At 41.7% G+C, this 23249-nt stretch carries 14 protein-coding genes and 1 pseudogene; 13 read left to right on the top strand and 2 right to left on the bottom strand.

The window, feature by feature from the left end; genetic code table 11:
- Nucleotides 1-19 precede the first annotated feature (19 nt).
- From UYI_RS31825 to UYI_RS0102850, 3 genes and pseudogenes are all read left to right on the top strand, one after another.
- Nucleotides 20-1506, top strand: a pseudogene (locus tag UYI_RS31825) (ArnT family glycosyltransferase).
- A 411-nt stretch (nucleotides 1507-1917) separates the two neighbouring features.
- Nucleotides 1918-3204, top strand: a complete 1287-nt coding sequence (locus tag UYI_RS0102855) for a mannosyltransferase family protein (protein WP_016865173.1) — start codon at nucleotides 1918-1920, stop codon at nucleotides 3202-3204.
- Between the two features lie 1232 nt (nucleotides 3205-4436).
- Nucleotides 4437-5351 (top strand): polysaccharide deacetylase family protein, encoded by a 915-nt coding sequence (locus UYI_RS0102850; RefSeq protein WP_016865172.1) that lies wholly within the window; start codon nucleotides 4437-4439, stop codon nucleotides 5349-5351.
- A gap of 354 nt (nucleotides 5352-5705) precedes the next feature.
- On the opposite strand, the gene UYI_RS0102845 is transcribed toward UYI_RS0102850, so the two are convergent.
- Entirely contained in the window at nucleotides 5706-10424 is a 4719-nt protein-coding gene (locus tag UYI_RS0102845; RefSeq protein WP_016865171.1) for a glutamate synthase-related protein, read from the bottom strand.
- A 768-nt stretch (nucleotides 10425-11192) separates the two neighbouring features.
- Here UYI_RS0102845 and UYI_RS0102840 point away from each other — a divergent pair.
- The 10 genes from UYI_RS0102840 (at nucleotide 11193) to UYI_RS0102795 (ending at nucleotide 21816) form a co-directional block, all read left to right on the top strand.
- Nucleotides 11193-13301 (top strand): phosphodiester glycosidase family protein, encoded by a 2109-nt coding sequence (locus UYI_RS0102840; protein ID WP_016865170.1) that lies wholly within the window; start codon nucleotides 11193-11195, stop codon nucleotides 13299-13301.
- Nucleotides 13302-13687: 386 nt separating this feature from the next.
- A complete protein-coding gene (locus UYI_RS0102835; protein ID WP_016865169.1) occupies nucleotides 13688-14107 on the top strand; it encodes a phosphomannose isomerase type II C-terminal cupin domain in 420 nt (139 codons plus the stop codon).
- A 423-nt stretch (nucleotides 14108-14530) separates the two neighbouring features.
- Nucleotides 14531-14857, top strand: coding sequence for a HesB/IscA family protein (locus UYI_RS0102830; RefSeq protein WP_016865168.1), 327 nt, complete (start codon nucleotides 14531-14533; stop codon nucleotides 14855-14857).
- Entirely contained in the window at nucleotides 14826-15035 is a 210-nt protein-coding gene (locus UYI_RS35595) for a hypothetical protein (RefSeq protein WP_157226287.1), read from the top strand. Before UYI_RS0102830 ends, UYI_RS35595 begins: the two co-directional genes overlap by 32 nt.
- 22 nt (nucleotides 15036-15057) lie before the next feature.
- The gene (gene rpsL / locus UYI_RS0102820) at nucleotides 15058-15432 is read left to right on the top strand and encodes a 30S ribosomal protein S12 (protein WP_009456043.1); all 375 of its coding nucleotides are present in this window, start codon (nucleotides 15058-15060) and stop codon (nucleotides 15430-15432) included.
- A gap of 803 nt (nucleotides 15433-16235) precedes the next feature.
- On the top strand, nucleotides 16236-16706 hold the full coding sequence (gene rpsG, locus UYI_RS0102815) for a 30S ribosomal protein S7 (protein WP_009456044.1): 471 nt from the start codon (nucleotides 16236-16238) through the stop codon (nucleotides 16704-16706).
- A gap of 150 nt (nucleotides 16707-16856) precedes the next feature.
- On the top strand, nucleotides 16857-18935 hold the full coding sequence (gene fusA / locus UYI_RS0102810) for an elongation factor G (RefSeq protein ID WP_016865166.1): 2079 nt from the start codon (nucleotides 16857-16859) through the stop codon (nucleotides 18933-18935).
- Between the two features lie 22 nt (nucleotides 18936-18957).
- Complete coding sequence (gene tuf, locus UYI_RS0102805) at nucleotides 18958-20187, top strand: elongation factor Tu (protein WP_016865165.1); 1230 nt, start codon at nucleotides 18958-18960, stop codon at nucleotides 20185-20187.
- A 201-nt stretch (nucleotides 20188-20388) separates the two neighbouring features.
- Nucleotides 20389-20706, top strand: a complete 318-nt coding sequence (gene rpsJ / locus UYI_RS0102800) for a 30S ribosomal protein S10 (RefSeq protein WP_008232935.1) — start codon at nucleotides 20389-20391, stop codon at nucleotides 20704-20706.
- A 459-nt stretch (nucleotides 20707-21165) separates the two neighbouring features.
- A complete protein-coding gene (locus UYI_RS0102795; protein ID WP_016865164.1) occupies nucleotides 21166-21816 on the top strand; it encodes an LON peptidase substrate-binding domain-containing protein in 651 nt (216 codons plus the stop codon).
- 59 nt (nucleotides 21817-21875) lie between these two features.
- On the opposite strand, the gene pheA is transcribed toward UYI_RS0102795, so the two are convergent.
- Nucleotides 21876-22742 carry a prephenate dehydratase gene (gene pheA, locus UYI_RS0102790; protein ID WP_016865163.1) on the bottom strand — a complete coding sequence of 289 codons (867 nt, stop codon included), beginning with the start codon at nucleotides 22740-22742 and terminating at the stop codon, nucleotides 21876-21878.
- Between the last annotated feature and the right edge of the window lie 507 nt (nucleotides 22743-23249).

The raw sequence follows: 23249 nt of genomic DNA, 5'->3' as shown, positions 1-23249 counted from the left end.
ACCTACAATTGGCAAGAGTATGTCCAAACTAAAGAATATTTTATTGCAGCTATCTCTCATATTACTTTTTATAAGTTTGGTCATTGCCATTAGATTTGCGCCGATGACAGAAACTTTTCAATTTGACTATGATGAAGGCTTTAATTTAATGAAAGCCGTTCTTTACTCCAAAGGTTTTTCGCTTTATAGCCAAATTTGGAATGATCAACCACCTCTTTTTACAGTGATTTTATCAAAATGGCTAAATTTATTTGGTCATTCTATCTTTGCTGCCCGCTTACTAACGCTTTTATTTTCAGCGATATTAATCTGGTGTTTTTATCAAATAGTCTTTTTTGAATTAGGTCATTTTCCAGCTATAGTAGCAACATTTTTATTATTTACCTCTTGGTTATATATTCGTCTAAGTATTTCTGTAATGATAGGCATTCCCTCATTGGCTTTAGCAATGCTAGCTATTTATTTTTTATATAGATATAAACAAAATTACTATAAAATTTATCTAATTTTATCTGGTGGATGCTTGGCATTATCTTTACAAACGAAATTATTCACTGTATTTTTAATTCCTTTAATATTGTTGCAGATATTAGATTTTTGTAGCAAAATCAAGAAAATTAAAAACAATCGGTTATTCTTTTTCAAATCTATATCTTTATGGCTAATTTCTTTAGGATTAATTTATAGCCTGCTTGGAGTTTTCTATCAGCAATTCTGGAATAAAGAACAATTACTTCTTACCCATCTCCAACAACCCCCAGATTCCAGAGTAGAAAATTTTAATAACCTGCAATATCTCAATTACATGAGCCATCAAGATTATGATTATATATTTCTCGCTGCCATCGGTATCTGGGCAATTATTTCTCAAAAACAAAAGAAAGGAGTATTACCGTTGACTTGGCTAGTTACCGCCACATTAATTTTACTGAAACATCAACCGCTTTGGTATCACTATTATCCCTTACTTGCTATTCCTATATGTTGGCTTGCTGCTTATGGAGTGTGCTTATTATATAATTTATTTTCTCAAAAAATACAGAAAAAATTTCAGCTGATCAATATAAAAAATTAATTTTACCTGCTTCTTTAGTTGTAATACTCATTGGCTTAATAATTATCACTCCCCCAAATCCTCGTGGTAGTGTACCCAAAAATTTAGAGTTAATGCAAATGATTCTAAAATACAAAAGTTTGACAAATTGGGTATTTACTGATAATCCTATGTACGCTTTTTACAATGATTTAATTGTGCCGCCTGAAATTGCTGTTATCTCCTATAAAAGAATAAACTCTGGAGATTTGACGTTTGCAGAAATGCTTGCCATATTAAACAAATATCACCCAGAACAAATTATCTTGACCAGATGGACTACTCAGATGAAAAGTGATAAAAATCTTATGGATTATATCAATGCTAATTATTCCATAACTTACACAAACTCAACCAAAACTGAAGAACACTATGTTTTGAAAAATCTCTCAACAATCCTAAACCATTTGTAAAATTATTTGTTCTTTGCCCTCTCTTCCTCTGCTTACTCTGTGTCTGGTGCGGTTTTTTACTCCAATTTAATTTTCACAAATCGGATAGAACTAAAATAGCGATCGCACCTCTATTTGTAGCTGTATATCATCAAGATTGAGGATTATTATGGCAAAGTAAGATGAAGTTTTTATCCTTAAAAATTGTTAATATCAATACCATAATTGTGCATATAAATTATTAGGATATTATCAATAATATTTCAGCATTAACTACTGAATATAAACTTCAAAAATATTAGTTGCTTGAATTGCTTTTCAGTAGATGATTGAATTTGGTGGAGGAGTGAAATGTACAAAATATTGCCAAGAGACATTTCGTTTGCAGTCATAAGCAAAAACATTTACTAAGGAGTTTAAAGATAAATGCTTATGGCTCAAGTTCAGATATTTATCAAAAAAAGTATATGGGAAAGTGATTTCCTTTTTCCAGGAGCAATTTGGTTAATCAGCCGATTATTTATTTGGATTGCCATGTTGCTTATTGCACCAAACCTACCCAAACCTGTGGAGGGAGTATTACCCAGTTTTGGTTTGGGAGTATTTGATGCTTGGGATAGCGTACATTATCGTAGCATTGCCACTTCTGGATATGAATTTATTAATGACGGGCGTCAACACAATATTGCTTTTTTCCCATTGTTTCCCCTCATGGTTCGTGGTGTCATGAATCTAGGCCTGCCGTTTGAAGTGGCAGGGTTACTAGTGAATAACATCACCTTTTTAGCAGCCCTTTATTGTGTATACTTTTGGGTTGCAGAACATCATGGAACAAACGGGGCTAGATGGACAACTACTGTGTTAGCTTGGTGTCCTCTTTCGTTATTTGGAACAGTAATTTATACCGAAGGGCTATATCTGTTTTTAAGTGCAGCAGCTTTGCGTGCCTTTGATCGTCAGCAATATCGCTGGACTGCCTTTTGGGGTGCAATGGCGACAGCAACACGCCCTACAGGTATGGCATTAATTCCAGCCCTGTTACTTGCAGCTTGGAGAGAACGTCGTCCCAGGATCGCCTACCTAGCTGCTGCTGCTACGACGATAGGTCTGCTTCTGTTCAGTCTATATTGTGCAATTGATTTTGGTGATGCGATCGCTTTTATCAATGCCCAAAAAGGATGGCGTCCTTCTTTAGGATTTGATGGGCAAGGTTGGTGGAATATGCTGTTAGAGATCGCACTAGGTAAATCAGACGGACAGCACAGCTGGATTCAGAGATTATTACATCCACTGTTGTGTAGCATTATAGTTAGCAGTGGTTATCTGTTGTGGCGCGAACAACAAAAGTTAAGTTCTGTCATTAAGATTTACGTCTTTTACGCTGTAGTAACAATTTCTCTCATACTGGCTAGCGATCGATATATTACTAATCTACTCAACGCAGTCATGGTGCTAGGAGGTGCTTACCTTTTATGGCGCTTACGTAAAGAATTGACCTCGGTTACTGTTTTTTACGGTTTTTGCGGTATTGCTTTGTTACTAGCATCTGGTGGTACGATATCCCTGAGCCGTCTCGCCTACGGTATTGTACCCTTGAGTATAGCTCTGGGTGTTTTTTTGGAGCGTTATCCTCGTCAAGGATACCTGATTATAGGCTGGTTTTCTGTTTTGCTAGCCAGGATTGCCATCGGCTTTGCTCAGGATCGGTGGGTAGGTTAAATAAAATACATGGTCAGAGACGGTTATTAGGTATTGCCTCATACCCAACTCTGACTAGTTTCAAAATCAATATTATTAAAATTTGTTACAGAAGTATTTACATACCTAGAAAGCGCATCAATCATCAGATAATTAGAGGGCTTTAGTATTTATACTGTATAGGTATGTGTTTAATTGTAATCTTGATGATGTAAACAATATGGTTTACTTTAAATTAGTAGATAGTAAGATTCAATTCTTACTCATCTTTAGAACAGGAGTTAGCATCATAACTTGAGATCAAGAAACTGAGTTTGTTTACTACACCTAAACAAAGCTCAATTTTTGTTGCTTCTAATCCAAAGGAGCATCCTAAATGTTTAAAAGCCCCATAAGCTCGAAGTCTGTAGCTATACAAACCAAGTCCGCCTTTACGGACTAATCGCAGCCTGCGTAGGCAAGCTTTCTTTGTGTAGCTGTGATTTCTAATCGCCAGAGATTTTTCAAAAATTGGGATGCTGACTAAGTTTTTGGGATCAACAAATTATTATTTTAGTGACTAGATTACTAAAGTATCGGCATCAAAAATAGTACTTGAGTTAACTGTCCACAAATTCAGCTATTGCTAAAATAGCACTTGTTGACTCGCTTAAGAGTAGCTGTACATATATATTGCACATTGCTTTCATAAAGCCTATCACTAAAGTTCTAGGCTTCTAGCAAAACTCATCTAAGAATGAATAAGATTAATCTGTCTACTAAAGTAGATTGAAGATATTAGCCAACAAATTTATTGGCTAAATAAAATCTGTGCAAGATGATGATGGTATAGCTTAAATTTTAAATGTTTAAAATAGACAAGAAACTATTTTGACCGATACACGTCTAGCTAGTTTACGTAGATTTAATTGCGAAACTAGACTCGAAATTTAAGATTTTTTTCAAGCTCAAAATATTATCTAGCCGTAGAATATAATTGAATAGATTATGAAATCAATACTTTAAAATCTTAAAAATCAAGAAATATTAATAAATATAGTAAATTACAAGCATTGGCCTTCCAAAGCTAAATCATATAGGATTCAGTTAGACTTCTGTAATATCTCTGTCCAATATCTAATTTTCTGTTAATCTGTGTGAATTTTTTAGGATTAACAGAAAACAGCAGGCTATTTCAAAAATATCTGAAAAACTGTGTTATAAATTACCGTCAGCAAGGTGACTGATGGTTAATTCTGTGAAGGAGTTATGAAGTGGAAAACAATAAGTCTGTTGTCTGGCCGCAAGGAATACTAATTTCACTAATTGCACTGTGCGGCAGCTTGAGTCTTGGTTTGATTATGCCTATTAATCAGAGTACCTCTGAGATTAACACTAAACATAATATAGAAAATACAAATGACAAAGAAGTCAAAACAGGGACTCAAAAACGACTCAAACAATTCAAAGTTGCAATGCTAGCAAGTTGGCAACAACAGGCAAAATTAAAGGGTATTTCTTATATCATACCATCGCGTTTTCAAGGAGCAGTAATTAATCAGGCAAAACTTCCTCCTAAGGATAAAGTCATAGCTCTTACCTTTGATGATGGCCCTTGGCCTGACCACACTGCACAAGTCCTAAATATATTAAGAGAAAATAATATTAAGGCTACATTCTTTGTTGTTGGACAAAATCTTAAGAATTATCCCAATTTAGGCAAACAAATTGTGGCAGAAGGTCACGTCATTGGCAATCACACTTGGCATCACTGGTATCACTTTTTTAATCCACAAGCAGCAGCTTTTGAAATTGACAATACATCAGAATTAATCTCTCAAATTACAGGTGCAAAAACAACTTTGTTTCGCCCTCCTGGTGGGATGCTGCACAATGGTTTAGCTAGTTATGCGAAAAGCAATAAATATACAGTAGTAATGTGGTCGGTTGATTCAGTAGATTACAGTCGTCCAAGTGCCCCTATTTTAACGAGTCGAGTTCTAAAATCTTCTAAACCTGGTAGTATTGTGTTAATGCATGATGGTGGCGGCAATCGTTCTCATACAGTAGCAGCTTTACCGCAAATTATTAGTAAATTAAGGCAACAAGGCTATCGTTTTGTCACGATCCCAGAATTATTAGAATTACAAGATAAGAACTATAAGTTGATTGCAAATACAAAGAAATAGTTTGCTTGATTAAAATAAGTATTACTTGTAGTTAGTTATTGTTAATTGATAGGGTGGTCTGGTTTTACGCTTGGGCAATTATCTTTTTTAAGTCGAACACAGATGCACACAGATAAACACCGATGAATGCAGATAGATTTTGCGTTAGTGGTTATTATTTATTAACAATAATCGCTATAGCAGTCCTAAATTAGTTGTTAAATTCTCTTGTATCTCTTTCTCTGCGTCCTCTGCGTCTGGTGTGGTTAGTTCCTTAACTAAAAATAGAAAAGGCGCAGATTTTTGCGCCTTTTCTCTATCAATCTGAAAAAATCAAGGCAAAATCACAACGATAAGTGCCTTCTGCCTTTTGAATTAAACTGGACTCAACTGCTTTTCTTGTTGAGGATTAGCTTCTGGACCATCGGCTTCAGAAGGTGGAACTAACTGCCAGAATTTAGGCAAGAATTCTTGCCAATTTTCTAGGATCATCTTCGCCTTTGGTGATTCGGTGCGATACAGATGAGCTGTGATTAACTCTTTGAGTTGCTTTTCACCAGCTGCTGTCATAACTCGCTGAATTGTCACAATTTCCCGGTTGACTAATTCTGGGAAGTTACCATCTTCATCCAAAAAGTAAGCTAGTCCGCCAGTCATACCAGCACCTACGTTACGTCCGACTTTACCAAGGACAACAACTACCCCACCAGTCATATACTCGCAGCAGTGATCACCTGCTCCTTCAATCACGGCTGTACCTTTCGAGTTGCGGACAGCAAAGCGTTCTCCAGCCAAACCGTTGGCAAATAATATTCCACCAGTAGCACCGTAGAGACAGGTATTACCAATAATTACGTTTTGTGATGAGTCGTAGTTGGCAATCGCAGGCGGTTTAATGATAATTTCACCGCCATTCATCCCCTTGCCTACGTAGTCGTTGGCTTCGCCTTCCAAGGTAAGAATCATTCCGGGTAGGTTAAAAGCACCAAAGCTTTGTCCCACACTACCTTGGAAGTTGAGGTGAATCTGTCCACCAAAGCCATCGTCGCCGTATTGAGAAGCGATCGCTCCTGCTAAGCGCGCGCCGACGGTTCTGTCAGTGTTGACAACAGGTACAGTCTTCGTGACAACAGTATGATTACTAATCGCAGCTTGGATATCAGGATCAGCAAGCAATTGATCATCCAAAACCACACCATTGCTGTGGACTTCTTCATGCACTAACCAGCTACGGTCTGTTTTAGTGTTTGGTAGCTGTAATAAGCAGTCGAGGTTCAATGCTTGGGTTTTGTTCAGATGCACATCTTGCCGTGCTTTCAACAAATCAGCGCGTCCAACTATATCTAGCAATGAACGATAACCAAGTCTTGCTAGCAAGCTCCGCACTTCTTCGGCGATAAAGTAGAAGAAGTTGACTACGTGTTCTGGCATACCCGTAAACCGCCTGCGTAGTTCTTCTCTCTGGGAAGCAACGCCCACAGGGCAATTATTGGTATGACAGATGCGGGCCATGATACAACCTTCGGCAATCATGGCGATGGAACCGAAGCCGAATTCTTCTGCTCCCATCAACGCACCCATAATTATATCCCAGCCGCTCTTGATCCCACCGTCTACACGCAGAATCACGCGAGCCCGCAAGCTATTCTCCATCAGGACGCGATGCACTTCTGTTAAACCGAGTTCCCACGGCGAACCAGCGTGCTTAATCGAACTCAGTGGTGATGCGCCTGTACCACCATCGTGACCGGAAACCTGAATAATATCAGCGTTGGCTTTCGCTACACCAGCTGCGATCGTGCCGATCCCGATTTCTGCAACTAGTTTCACCGATACTTGGGCTTTGGGGTTAATTTGGTGCAAATCAAAAATTAGCTGCGCTAGGTCTTCAATCGAGTAAATATCATGGTGTGGTGGTGGTGAAATCAGGGTGACACCAGGCTTCGAGCGCCGCAGCATGGCAATGTAGGGGCTGACTTTTTTCCCTGGTAGTTGTCCGCCTTCCCCTGGTTTTGCACCTTGGGCGATTTTGATTTCAATTTGTTTAGCGCTCATCAGGTACTCTGGTGTGACACCAAAGCGTCCCGATGCTACTTGCTTGATGGCGCTGGAAGCGGTATCACCGTTGCGTAATCCTTTGAGGTGAGCGAGGGTCGGTGAATGACCAGAAGTGTCTACATCATCCAAGACTGTGAACCGGACTGGATCTTCACCGCCTTCTCCAGAATTAGATTTACCACCGATACGATTCATGGCGATCGCCAAAGTTTCATGAGCTTCCCGTGACAACGCCCCTAAGGACATACCGCCTGTACAGAAGCGCTTGACAATTTCGCTGACTGGTTCTACTTCTTCTATCGGAATGGGCGCGCGATCGCTTTGGAAATCTAGCAAGTCCCGCAGTGCAGTTAACGGTCTTTGTTGCAGATACTTCTTATAAACTTCGTAGTGGTCGTAGTTTTTGCCATCAACAGCTTTGTGCAGTGCTTTCGCCAGTTCCGGGCTGTTCATGTGGTACTCGCCACCGGGACGATAATTGACAAAACCAAGGTTTTCTAGCTTCTTGGTTGTCAGTTCCGGGAAAGCCTTGCTGTGGAAAGATAACACCTCTTGGGCTAGGTCGCTGACACTCAAACCGCCGATGCGGGAAGTTGTACCCTTGAAACCCAGTTGCAGCAGGTCGCCACCAATACCAATCGCTTCAAATATTTGGGCTGCTTGGTAGCTAGCGAGTAAGGAAATTCCCATCTTTGAGAGAATTTTCAGCAAACCACCTTCTACAGCTTGACGATAGTTACCGATCGCTTGGTCTAGGGTGAGGGTAGCAATTTTACCGCGCTCCATGAATTGCTGTGTTTTCGGATCTGCCCACCAATCACGCACTGTTTCTAAAGCCATGTACGGGCAAACCGCACCTGCACCGTAGCCAATTAAACAAGCAAAATGATGAGTACTCCAGCATTGCGCTGTATCAACCACCAGGGATGCTTTCATCCGCAATCCCTCCTCAATGAGGTGATGGTGTACTGCACCCACCGCCAACAAGGGAGGAATGTAAGAGTATTCTGAACTGATGCCTTCACCAGCGCGATCGCTGAGGACTAAAATCTTGGCGCCAGCACGCACTGCCTCTGTTGCTTTGATTTGCAAAGCCTTGACTGCGGCTTTTAACTCTTCTGGGCCTTTGGCGATTGTAAATAGTGTGGATAACTCAGCTGTCGTAAACTCGGAATTTTTAATGGCTTCCAGTTCCGCTTCTGTCAATACTGGTGACTCTAGTTTCAACCGTCGCGCATATTCGGGTTTGGGGTCTAACAAATTACCCCGTTCGCCTAGTTCTACTTTTAACGACATCACCAATTTTTCCCGCAATGGGTCAATAGCGGGGTTTGTCACCTGGGCAAAACGTTGCTTGAAGTAGTCGTACAGCAGGTGGGGTTTTTCTGAGAGAACTGCTAAAGGAATATCATCACCCATGCAGAAAGTTGGTTCTTTGCCATCTATTGCCATTGGCTGAATTACCATTTCCACATCTTCTGTGGTATAGCCAAAGGCAATTTGATGCCGTAGCAGGGTTTGTCTATCTATATGGGGTGTTGGTTGATCGTTGGTGGTTGTTCGGAGTCCATTGCCATTTCCGTTGGCGTGGATTCCATTACCATTAACTGATGACCAATGACCATTAACCAAAGTTTTAAGTTCTTGCCGATGTTGCCGCAACCATTCTCCATAGGGTTGTTTTTTCGCAATGCGCTGCTTGATGTCCCAGTTTTTCAGGACTTCATTGCTTTCTAAATCTACAGCAATCATTTGTCCTGGCCCGAGTCTGCCTTTTTCGATGATGTTGGCTTCATCTAATGACACAACTCCAGCTTCGGAAGCAACGATGATGTAGTCATCTTTGGTGATGCAATAACGCGCAGGTCTTAAACCATTCCGATCCAGGGTTGCGCCTACTTTGCGACCATCGCTAAATACTAAAAGTGCTGGCCCGTCCCATGCTTCCTGGAGACCACTATAGTATTCATAGAAATCGATAATCTCCGGGTAATCACGCAGAGATGGTTGATTTTGATAGGCTTCTGGAACCATGATCATCAAGGCTTCCAGGGGGCTACGACCGGAACGAACCAGTAACTCAAAGACATTATCTAAAGTTGCCGAGTCACTGTTATTAATATTGACAAAGGGCTTGAGTTCCTCAATGCGATCGCCCCACACTGGATGCTCTAAACTTGCTTGTCTAGCTGTCATCCAGTTGATATTACCCAATAAGGTGTTGATTTCGCCGTTATGACCCAAAAGCCGCATCGGTTGTGCCAATGGCCACTTAGGCATGGTGTTGGTGCTAAAGCGACGGTGATATACAGCAAAAGCACTTTGATAAGCTGAGTTTTTTAAATCGAGATAAAAATCTCCCAAAACAGCTGAACGCACCATGCCTTTGTAGACGATTGTGCGAGTAGACAGGGAACAAATATAAAATTCTTCTGACCAGTTGTGATTGTGATTGCGGATAGCTTTAGCGATCAGGCGACGGGTAATATACAATTGCCGTTCCAGTTCGTCACCACTTTTCTCAGCAGAGACTAAAAAAACTTGTTCGATTTGGGGTTGATTTTCTTTTGCTTGTATACCCAATAACTCTGGTTGTACTGGTACTACTCTCCAACCCAGTACAGTCAATTTTTCTTCTGCTGCTACTTGCTCAACTACCGCTTTAGCCTTTTGTGCGGCTTGGGGATTTTGTGGTAAAAATATCATCCCCACAGCAACATTATTATTACTAGGAAATTCTATTCCCCGTGTGGCAAAATCTTGTTGGAACAACTCCCAGGGAATAGCGGTCAAAATCCCTGCACCGTCACCAGAGTCTTGATCAGCACTGCAACCACCTCGGTGTTCTAGACAAGTCAAAGCTGCTAAAGCTTTTGAGACAATTTCGTGACTAGCATGATTTAAACGATGGGCAATAAAACCCACACCACAAGCATCTCTTTCTTCAACTAGCCACCTTTGTCCTTGGTAGGTACACTGCTGTGAGTTATCCACAAATCTCATGTCCTGGTCTTGATTCACCGATTTTTTATTCATAGACTATCCCTGTCATCCTAATGCCGATATGAATTCACAATTGGGTCTTTGCTAGTGAGAAAAATTATCTAAATTGACAGATGAAGAAATTCACAACCACCGAAATTTAAGGAAAAAAAATTTTAACTTCGGGCTGATATTTGCTAGGCCCGTGTTAAAATCTATGCGTCGTTTCTTATGGGTTTTTGCTGAGTAAAGCAAACGAGGTTTGCTCACCCAGTATTTTATTTATTTCGTGAAGCTATGTACTCCTCAATGCCCTTTATTTTCCAATAAAATTCACTACTTTTGTGTAGCCTTTTTCGGCTTAACTAAAAAAATCAAATTCTTGAGTTGTCTATCTTTTGAGACAAAAATGATCCTGATTCAAAAACAAAATCAGCGTATTACACTATATACCCATTTGGCAATTCCTAAATATCTCTGGAGTAACTCTCTAGATTTTTACTGACCACCCTTTGTCACCTGTGTTGCTGCTAGCTAAACCTCACTTAAGTAGCAAGTAATTAGTGAGGATGGCCCACCTAGATCCAGCTTAAAAGCTTTTGACTGCTGTCATGTATTTGTTTAGCGCTAGTTGTGATTTAGCGCTCTTAAAATCGCAGTCTTCATAGTGGCAGAATTGCTTGTTGCTTTAACAAGAGACAAAAAGCCCATATATACATTATCACGTTCGTGTTCCAAACTCACGTCATGATTTTTTGATATTTGAAAAAGTTTGGTTAGTTTGTGTGTGAGTTGATTGTTTTCAAAAATACCTGATCATATATGGTAAAAACATCGAATTTTAGCCGATACAATCGCAGTTATGTTGTAGTTGTTAACATCAGCAAGCTTGTCAAGTTTTTGGCATCACCAATGGTTTTATCTGTACTGTGCTTAACAGCACTTGGAGATAGTGCGATCGCTTATAGTAGTGTTTCTCAAAAGTTAATCACTTCGGAAAAACAAACCAAGACAAAAATTACCCAATCCCCAAATGTAACTCAATCAAAACCAACACTGATTCCCAAACCACCTGCACCTCCTTTGCAAGGGGTAATATACTATGGTAATCAAATTTCTCTCAATGGTCGAATCGTGCCAGGGGCATGGTTACAAAGACGTCTGAAAGCTGGTCAATTGACAACTCACATCAGCGATGCAGCAATTAGGCAATTCATCGGCGTAGATTTATTAAACAGCAATATTTCTACTAAACAACCAATCCAGTGGTATTCATCTGCGACTAAACCACCGATTTTAGTTAGCACATTGGCAGGAGGGTATCGCTACTTGGATATGACCAATTTTGCCAAAACATCTGGATGGCAAATGCAAGTGCAGGGTAATACCTTAGTCATATCCACACCCAACACCAAAATCACAGATATTACTCAGACAAAACAATCTTTAATAGAACGCATCACCGTCAATTTAGATCGTCCTACTCCTTGGCAAATTAACCAAGAACCACTAGTTAAACAAAATCAACCTTTAAGCGACGATCCAAATAACCCAGTTCCCAAACCAGCTGCTCCCACTACAAGAGACTGGACAATAACCTTAAATGGCATCGCCGATCCAGTTTTAATCCAACGTTACACCCCTCCACCACCACCCCCGGTAGAAAAAATTCCTACTCCTGCACCATTTCCAGAAAACCTACTCAAACAGTTATTGCCACCAAATGAGAATCAACAAAACACTCCTCCACCTCCCCCGCCATTAATCAAGCAAGTGCAGGTAGTTAACAACCAAACAATTATTCGTCTCCAAGTTCCGATTGGGTTAGCTCCCTTAGTTAGCACTGTACCCAATCCTAACCGCCTGCTCATCGATATTCGCCCTGATACACTACTACCACGAGCAATTACTTGGGCTCCGGGATTAAACTGGCGTCAGCAGTATATCAATTTAGGTCAAGAACGCTTTCCACTCGTGTGGTTAGAAATCAATCCGCGTACCGTCGGCTTAAAAATCAAACCCATTTTAACCAACTCCAATACTCTGGAAGGAACTGCTCCCCTATTGCAGACAGCGCAACAGCAATTAGCAGTCGCAGCCATTAATGGTGGTTATTTTAACCGCAATAATCGCTTACCTTTGGGGGCAATTCGTCGGGATGGTCAATGGCTGTCAAGTCCAATTTTGAATCGAGGTGCGATCGCTTGGAATGATTCTGGACAATTTTACATGGGTCGTCTGGCTCTGTTGGAAAATTTAATCACTCCTAACAACCAAAAATTGCCGATCTTAACCCTCAATAGTGGTTATGTCCAAAGTGGCATAGCTCGTTATACTCCTGCATGGGGAGCGAACTATTCTCCCTTAACCGACAACGAAATTATCCTTACTGTCCAGAAAAATCAAATTATTAATCAGTTACCAGCAGGCAAAGTTGGTCAAAGTACTTTTCCGATTCCTGTAGATGGATATTTGCTCACCTTACGCGGTAATGGTACAAATATTGCTTCGCTGTTACCTGTTGGTTCTTCAGTTCGCATCGAAAGTTCCACCACTCCTGCTGAATTTAGCAATTACCCCAATATTTTAGGAGCAGGGCCCCTGCTAGTACAAAATCGTCAAATTGTCCTTGATGCCAAAAGCGAACAATTCAGTAATGCCTTTATTGTCCAAAAAGCAGTCCGTAGTGCCATTTGTAAAACTACAACAGGCAACCTCATGATCGCTGCTGTTCATAGTCGTGTTGGTGGTGCTGGCCCTACCTTGGCAGAACACGCTCAACTAATGCAGCAAATGGGATGCGTAGATGCGTTAAATCTGGACGGTGGTAGTTCTACCAGTCTTTACTTAGGAGGGCAACTTCTAGACCGTTTCCCCAATACCGCAGCTCGTGTTCATAATGGCATAGGAATTTTCTTGCAACCACGTTGAAGAAGATGGGGAGATGGGGCAATGGGGTGATGGGGAGATGGGGAGATGGGGGGAGTGTGAGAAGTAGGCATTGAAGATTAGTTATTTCTCCTTTGTCTCCCTTGTCTGGTTTATCCCCCAAGTCGTCCCCCTTGTCCCTGATCCCCTATCCCCTATCCCCTATCCCTTAATTTAAAGCTAACTAAAAGTTGACAGCTAATTTGATGAAGACTTGATATAGATACGTTAGCGATCGCAGTTATTGATTACACCCTAGACAGTGATTTTGCTATGTTTGGCAGGTGTGGGCTAGATTGCTGATTTATACGGTTGCAACATAGCGCCATATTTTTACATCAATGGTTAAGAGTACTAACGGTTTTGTTATGTCTCCAAACGAGGTAACTATGGCTCAATACCAAGAAACAACACAAACTAATGCGCTGCCTTTGCCTTCAGCTATTACTGCCAGGGGTGTTGCAGCAACAGAACTGCGTCCTTGGGGTTCTTTTACAGTTTTGGAAGAAGGGCGCGGTTATAAAATTAAGCGTATCGAAGTTAAGCCTGGACATCGGCTAAGCCTACAAATGCACCATCACCGCAGCGAACACTGGATAGTTGTTTCAGGTACAGCAAAGGTGGTTTGTGGTGATCAAGAAGTGTTGCTGGGCAATAATCAGTCTACATATGTACCCCAATGTACAGCCCATCGTTTGGAGAATCCTGGTGTAATTCCTTTAGTTTTAATTGAGGTACAAAACGGAGAATACTTAGGCGAAGATGATATTATCCGTTTCCAAGACGATTATGCTCGTACAGAAGATTAAAGCCATAACAGTCACGTACTAGATTCAATTACTCACAAATTTTGAATTTGTTGGTTTTAATCTAGAACTAGAAATAGAACAATATTTCATTGCATAAAGATTTTTCTTTAACTATTGCGCGCGGTATGCTCCTGTTGTTGTCAGGTTTGGTATGCCGCGCGTTAATAATGAGAGGAGGTGGGGTGATGGGGGGCTAGGGGTCCCCACTTTGTGGGGTTGGGGGGCAATGGGGTGATGGGGTGATGGGGGGAGTATGAGGAGTGTGAAGAGTCGAGAATTACCACTAACCAATGTACAGACGTGCCATGGCACGTCTGTACAACAACCAACAATTAACAATCAACAACCAACAAACAACCACCAACAATTCACTGATACATGTAATATTTTTAAGATCAAGCTTTCAATTCCCAGACCCATTCTATGATTCATCTGAGTCCAGCAGCCGTAAGTGAGATTAAAAGATTAAAATCTAGACAGCAGCAACCAAATCCGTTGTTTCGGTTGGCAGTTAAACTCGGTGGTTGTTCTGGTTGGTATTATGATACTTCTTTTGATGAAATTGCTTCATCAGGCGATCGCACCTTTGAATGTGAGGGCATTCAAGTAGTCATAGATGCTGAAAGCTTTAATTACGTTGATGGCTTAACCATCGATTATTCTGAAGACCTCATGGGTGGAGCTTTTCGCTTCCACAACCCTCAAGCAAATGCTAGTTGTGGCTGTGGTAATTCATTTGCTATTGGTTAGTGGTTGGTGGTTGTTTGTTGTTTGGCATCAACAACCAACAACCAACAATCAACAACCAACAATCAACAATCAACAACCAACAACCAACAACCAACAATCAACAACCAACAAATTTCCCTTGACTCTTGACACCCAAAAAAGATATAATCAGAATTTGTTGTCAAAAGTTAAACTATAAGCAGCTTCACGCGCTGTAACTCATGCCCACAATACAGCAGCTAATACGTAACGAACGCGAAAAAGCGCGTCAGAAAACCAAGTCCCCAGCTCTGAAACAATGCCCACAACGTCGGGGCGTTTGTACCAGAGTATACACGACCACACCGAAAAAACCTAACTCGGCTCTGCGTAAAGTCGCAAGGGTAAGACTGACATCTGGATTTGAAGTCACAGCCTACATTCCAGGAATTGGTCATAACTTGCAAGAACACTCTGTTGTGATGATTCGTGGCGGTCGGGTTAAGGACTTACCAGGCGTGAGATACCACATCATTCGTGGCACTTTAGATACAGCCGGAGTCAAAGACCGCAAGCAAGGTCGTTCCAAATATGGAACCAAACGTCCAAAACAATAGAGAAGGCGCGATTAATCGAGTATTCACGCGATTAATTGCGTTTGTCGCTAATGCGCCTTTACATTAATGTATGGAGCGGTAAGTCATACAGACTAGCCTTTAGTTTAAATCCTTCTGCGGAAGGGCATCACGTGGAAGTAAAACAATACTCGTGTAGGCGAGAAGCTCATGCCGTTAAATCGAGTAGCCCAGGACTCCGAACCCGCGCAGTATGCATAGCATCAGCGTCGGGTAGAGGAGAAACCGGGATATGCCACTAACTAACTGAAGCGTCTGTCTACATCAGCAAAAATAAAAGTTTACTTTTTGTTTTTGCGATGCTTGTAGTACTGCTGTTCTAATAAACTCGGTGATAGAATTTGAATTGGTTCCGTGCAAACACACGAAAATAATTTTCACGGAAGCTAGTTGCAGTCCCGAAGTTTCCTGAGGGATAAAAGTTATGTACATCAGAACGTAAGACCTGAATGAAAGTAATTACTCACAGGCGGTTTGAAGTTCAAGCAGCTAGCTTCTATGAATCAAGTGTGAGTATCACTAGAACTCTAAGTTAAATTTGTTAGGTGTCCTACACCTGTTTGCTGTGAGTGTAGGAATTTTTTAGAATGCTATCAGCGACAACAGCATTTTAAATAGGGTTTTATTAGCTATTAAATTAGCTATTAAGGTATATAATTATTGTCGCCTTGTATGTCAGTTGAGGGCAGCAAGTTATATAGGTCAGTGTGATTGCGATTTCAGCAATAAAAACTGCCTAAACACAAACCATCTAGTAGCTAAATTCAAAAATCTAAGGTTTAAGTATGTCTCGTCGTGGTGTTACTCAAAAGCGCCCAGTTCCACCTGACTCTGTTTATAACAGTCGCTTAGTGAGCATGATGATCCGTCGGGTGATGCGTAGTGGCAAAAAATCACTTGCCGCACGGATTGTTTATGATGCGATGAAAAATATCGAGGAAAGAACCGGAAGCGATCCATTGGAAACGTTTGAAAGAGCAGTGCGGAATGCAACGCCATTGGTAGAAGTAAAAGCTCGACGAGTAGGCGGTGCGACCTATCAAGTCCCAATGGAAGTACGTGCAGAACGTGGCACAAGTTTGGCATTGCGTTGGCTAGTACAGTTTTCTAGATCTAGACCTGGTCGGACAATGGCTGGCAGACTCGCTCAAGAATTGATGGATGCTGCCAACGAAACTGGTAGTTCAATTCGTAAGCGTGAAGAAACGCATCGGATGGCAGAAGCAAATAAAGCCTTTGCACATTATCGCTACTAAGTGTAGGGACGCGCCTCTTGCGCGTTTCTACAAAGGGCAAAAATATATCGTGGTATTTACTAAAAGAAAAAGACGGTTTACCGAAAAGATAGAATCTTAACAAAGTGTAATATACAAGATATCATGAGGCGAAAAGTATAGGAGGCAGCTGTGGCACGTACGAACCCGCTAGAGAAAGTACGCAATATCGGTATTGCGGCGCATATAGATGCGGGCAAGACAACAACAACAGAGAGAATTTTATTTTACTCTGGCATAATTCATAAAATTGGTGAAGTCCATGAGGGAACCGCTGTCACAGACTGGATGGATCAGGAGCGAGAGCGGGGAATTACTATTACAGCTGCTGCCATTAGTAGCAGTTGGAGAGATCATCAAATTAACATTATCGACACTCCAGGACACGTAGACTTCACAATTGAAGTGGAACGTTCCATGCGCGTTTTGGATGGTGTAATCACAGTTTTATGTTCTGTGGGTGGTGTGCAACCGCAAACAGAAACAGTATGGCGTCAAGCGGATCGCTACAGGGTTCCCCGTATCGTCTTTGTTAACAAGATGGATCGCACAGGCGCAAACTTCTACAAAGTTTACGAACAAGTGCGCGATCGCTTGCGGGCTAACGCTATTCCTGTTCAACTGCCTATTGGTAGCGAAAGCGATTTCCTGGGTCTAGTTGATCTTGTGAAGATGCGGGCTTATATCTACACCAATGACCAAGGAACAGACATCAAGGAAGAGGATATTCCCGCAGACATGCAGGAACTGGTCGAAGAGTACCGTACCAAGCTAATTGAAGCGGTAGCTGAAACTGATGACGACTTGATGACCAAGTACTTTGAAGGTGAGGAACTCACAGAGGAAGAAATCCGTACTGCTCTACGTAAAGGCACGATTGCTGGTACGATTGTGCCCATGCTTTGTGGTTCTGCCTTCAAAAACAAAGGTGTACAATTACTCCTTGATGCAGTAGTAGATTACCTGCCTGCCCCCCCTGACGTACCTCCAATTCAAGGTACACTGCCCAATGGCGAAACAGTGGAACGCCATGCCGATGACAACGAACCCTTGGCAGCGCTGGCGTTCAAGATTATGGCAGACCCTTACGGTCGTCTGACTTTCGTTCGTGTTTATTCCGGCGTTTTGAAAAAGGGTAGCTACGTCCTTAACGCCACCAAGAACAAGAAAGAAAGAATTTCTCGTTTGGTGGTTTTAAAGGCAGATGACCGGATTGACGTAGATGAACTCAGAGCAGGGGATTTGGGAGCCGCACTAGGTTTGAAAGAGACTTTAACAGGTGACACCCTCACTGATGAAAGTTCACCAGTAATTCTGGAATCTCTATTCATTCCAGAGCCTGTAATCTCGGTAGCGGTAGAGCCTAAAACCAAAAACGACATGGACAAACTGTCCAAAGCTCTACAAGCTCTCTCCGAAGAAGATCCGACCTTCCGCGTCAACGTCGATCCGGAAACCAACCAAACCGTGATTGCTGGAATGGGAGAGTTGCACCTAGAAATTCTGGTAGACCGGATGTTGCGGGAATTCAAGGTAGAAGCTAATGTCGGTGCGCCACAAGTAGCTTACCGTGAAACCATTCGCAAACACGTCAGCAGAATTGAAGGTAAATTCATCCGTCAAAGCGGTGGTAAAGGTCAGTATGGTCATGTAGTAATTGACCTAGAACCAGGAGAACCAGGAAGCGGCTTTGAATTCGTCTCCAAGATTGTTGGTGGTGCTGTACCGAAAGAGTACATCTCGCCAGTAGAAGCAGGTATGAAAGAAACCTGTGAATCGGGTATTCTAGCTGGATATCCGCTAATTGACGTCAAAGCTACCCTGGTTGATGGGTCTTACCACGAAGTGGACTCCTCGGAAATGGCCTTCAAAATCGCTGGCTCAATGGCAATGAAAGAAGCTGTAATGAAAGCTTCACCTGTCCTTTTAGAGCCTATGATGAAAGTTGAGGTTGAAGTTCCCGAAAACTTCCTTGGGGATGTGATGGGCGACCTCAATTCCCGTCGTGGACAAATTGAGGGGATGGGTTCCGAGCAGGGTATCGCCAAAGTGACTGCTAAAGTCCCATTGGCAGAAATGTTTGGCTACGCCACTGACATCCGGTCGAAGACCCAAGGTCGAGGCATATTCTCGATGGAATTTAGCCACTACGATGAAGTGCCTCGCAACGTGGCTGAGGCAATCATAGCTAAAAGCAAAGGGAACGCTTAATTAAAAAAGGAAACGAGCATTCATGGCACGCGCAAAGTTTGAAAGGACTAAACCCCACGTTAATATCGGCACTATTGGCCACGTTGACCACGGTAAAACCACATTAACAGCAGCTATCACCATGACTTTGGCTGCGATCGGTAAGGCTACCGGTAAAGGTTACGACCAAATCGATAACGCACCCGAAGAAAAAGCGCGGGGTATTACTATTAATACCGCTCACGTTGAGTATGAAACCGACAATCGTCACTATGCTCACGTTGACTGTCCCGGACATGCTGACTATGTGAAGAACATGATCACTGGTGCGGCGCAGATGGATGGTGCAATCCTCGTGGTTTCCGCAGCGGATGGCCCAATGCCCCAAACCCGCGAACACATTCTACTAGCACGCCAGGTGGGTGTACCCAACCTAGTAGTCTTCCTAAACAAAGAAGACATGGTGGATGACGAAGAATTGTTGGAACTGGTAGAGTTGGAAGTTCGTGAACTACTTTCCAGCTATGATTTTCCTGGTGACGACATCCCTGTGATCAAAGGTTCTGGTCTACAAGCTCTAGAACAAATGACAGCTAACCCCAAAACACAACGGGGTGAAAACAAGTGGGTAGATAAAATCTACGAACTGATGGATGCTGTAGATTCTTACATCCCCACACCAGAGCGTGATGTTGACAAGCCCTTCTTGATGGCTGTAGAAGACGTGTTCTCAATTACAGGTCGTGGTACAGTAGCAACCGGACGTATTGAACGGGGTAAAGTCAAAATCGGCGATAACGTGGAACTGGTTGGTATTAAACCAACTCGTGCTACCACCGTCACTGGTATCGAGATGTTCAAGAAGAGTCTCGAAGAAGGTATGGCTGGAGATAACGCCGGTATACTGTTGCGCGGTGTCCAAAAAACCGATATTGAACGGGGCATGGTAATCGCTAAGCCTGGTTCTATCACTCCTCATACTGAGTTTGAAGGGGAAGTGTACGTTCTCACCGAGAAAGAAGGCGGTCGTAAAACTCCTTTCTTCGCAGGTTATCGTCCCCAGTTCTATGTACGGACAACCGACGTAACTGGCACTATCAAGACCTTTACCTCCGATGACGGCAGTGCCGCAGAAATGGTTATGCCCGGAGACCGGATTAAGATGACAGTAGAACTGATCAACCCGATCGCTATCGAACAAGGAATGCGCTTCGCTATCCGTGAAGGTGGTCGTACCATCGGTGCTGGCGTTGTTTCCAAGATTGTCAAATAGCATCTGTTTATCTTGATTAAACAAGGAGCAGAGGTGGTATAATTCCTCTCTGCTCCTTTATATTCCCCCAAATATTTAAGGGTGTAAGGGGGTAAGAGTTTAAGGGTTTAGGGGAAAATAATTACCCTACTCATCTACACCCCCACACTCTCATACCCCTATACCCCCAATTACAATTCATCAGAACCAGGACAACCGAAAATGGCTACTTTGCAGCAGCAAAAGATTAGAATTCGCTTACAGGCATTTGACCGTCGCTTACTAGATACATCTTGCGAGAAGATTGTAGATACTGCAAACCGTACCAATGCTACAGCGATTGGCCCGATTCCCTTACCTACAAAACGCCGGATCTACTGTGTGCTGCGATCGCCACACGTGGATAAAGATTCACGAGAACACTTTGAAACCCGCACCCATCGCCGCATTATTGATATTTATCAGCCTTCTTCTAAAACTATTGATGCTTTGATGAAACTAGATTTGCCCTCAGGTGTGGATATTGAAGTAAAACTCTAAATTAGTTGGTAGTTGATAGTTGTTTGTTGGTTGGATGTGCCAAACAGCAAGCTCAATGAGTCGATTGTTGATAGTTGTTTGTTGGTTGGATGTGCCAAACAGCAAGCTCAATGAGTCGATTGTTGATTAGACTTCTTGTCAAAATCGAATTAACCCCCCTTAATCCCCCCGAAACGGGGAAATCTTACTCCCTCCCCGTTTCGCTTAAGGTTGGGGAGAGGTTATTTTTATTTTTGCAAGAAGTCTATTGTTTTCATCCAAACAACAACCAACAACCAACAATCAACAAATAAATGTGTGAATATTTACCTTGCCCTGAAAGATATATCTTCAGGGCTTTTTATTAGCTGGGAAACAGATGATAGAATGTAGACATAGTGCGGCAAAAGCAAAAAATAAAAGAATATTTTAAAGAGAATCATCAGATAAAACTTATACCAAAGTCGTAACAAGGTAAAAATGACATCCTCTTCTAAAATTGCCGTTCGTGAGCTACCTCTGTTCCCTTTGTCAGAAGTAGTTTTGTTCCCCACAAAGCAGTTACCCCTGCACATCTTTGAATTTCGCTACAGAATTATGATGAACACAATTCTGGAAAGTGATCGCAGGTTTGGTGTATTAATGGTCGATCCGGTTAAAGGCATGATCGCAAATGTCGGTTGTTGTGCTGAAATTGTTCATTTTCAGCGACTACAAGATGATCGGATGAAAATGATCACTTTGGGGCAACAAAGGTTTCGCGTTTTAGAGTATGTGCGTGAGAAGCCTTACCCCGTTGGTTTAGTCGAATGGATTGAAGATCACCCGCCAACAAAAGATTTGCGTCCTTTGGCTAGCGAACTAAGTCAGTTGTTACGAGATGTTGTTCGTCTGTCAGCCAAGTTAACTGAACAACAGATCGAACTACCAGAAGATTTACCTGATTTACCTCTAGAACTATCCTATTGGGTAGCAAGTAATCTCTTGGGTGTACCTTTAGAGCAGCAAGCGTTACTAGAAATGCAAGACACTGTTGCTCGTTTAGAACGGGAAACAGAAATTTTGACTTCTACTCGTAATCACTTAGCAGCTCGTACTGTTCTCAAAGACACTTTTAATCAGAAGTTGTGAGTGGTTAGTAGTTAGTAGTTAGTAGTTAGTAGTTACCACTAACCACTATCAACTAATAACTAACCCATAGGCAAAACACCATAACTGCCAAAGATTTTTAGTATTTCTGTGTATTTAGTTAATTCTTGTAAAGCAGATTGCATTTGGGCTTGAGATGTGTCTGCTTCTGCGTCGATAAAAAATAAGTATTCCCCTAACGATCGCTTTGTCGGACGAGACTCAATTCGACTCAGGTTAATACCTAATTCGGCAAATACTTGTAGTGGCTTAACTAAGGCTCCCGGTACATTAGCACCAACGCTAAAACCTAGGGAAGTGTGGCTAATTTTGAGAGAAGATTTTTCATAACTATTAGGCATATCACCCTGACTTACTACCCAAAAGCGAGTACAGTTTTCTGGGTAATCGTTGATGCCATTGACTAGTACAGGTAAATTATAAAGTTGTGCTGCTCGCTCAGAGGAGATAGCTGCTGCTGTCAAATCTTGCTTGAGTGTTTGCAATGCCTCGGTTGTAGAATTAGCAGGAATTATCTGCACCCTTGGCAGAAATTCCTCCAACCATTTTTGGCATTGTGCTAAAGCTTGCGGGTGAGAATAAACTGTTTTAATGCTTTCTAGGCTATGAGCGCAGGAAATCAAAGTGTGAACAATTGGTATCACTAAAGCCAACTGAATTTGTAAATTGTCCAGTTGCCATAGGGTGTCCATAGTCATAGTCACACTGCCTTCAATCGAATTTTCTACAGGTACAACAGCCAGGTGTACCTGAGATTGGGCGACAGCTCGCAGTGTTTGGGCAATACTAGGATAAGGACATAAAATAGCCTTAAGTCCTTGATTTTTGCTCAACCAGCTGACATACAAAAGTGCTGCTTGTTCTGCGTAAGTGCCAGGGGGGCCTAAATGTGCGATCGATAGAGTCATGAGGTTTTATTGAAAATGTAAGTTTGTTTAGGGTGGCAAAAGGTAGTGATGCTAAAGAAAGTTAGTTAGGGAATAGAGACTTCTATCCTAAATCCAAACTGCTAAAATTTCTCTGCACGAAGTCTGCACTTCAGATTTGGTAGATACTTTTTCAATCTCTGTTGAGAATAAAAACTTGAATGGGAAAATTTGCACCTAATACTTGATAGAATAGACTTTATAACCTATAGTCACCTAGCTGCAAATAAAAGACAAAGTAATTAAAATATAAATTTACGCCTTATGTAAATTAAAACTATGACAACAATCATGTTTTTATAATCGAACACAGATGAACACAGATGAATACAGATAGATTATCGGTGTGTATCTATGTGTATCTGTGTTCGTTAATCAAATCAAATTCTAGTCAATTACGCAAAAACCTTATATTGCTTATTCAGTTCACATTAGGCGTTATTTTTAATTTATAATATATGACTCTCAGTCAATACTCATTGAAAAAAA

The sequence above is a fragment of the Fischerella muscicola PCC 7414 genome, assembly GCF_000317205.1.
GTDB classification, from domain to species: domain Bacteria; phylum Cyanobacteriota; class Cyanobacteriia; order Cyanobacteriales; family Nostocaceae; genus Fischerella; species Fischerella muscicola.
Note: the sequence above shows the minus strand (reverse complement) of the source record. Positions and strands in the feature narration are given on the sequence as shown.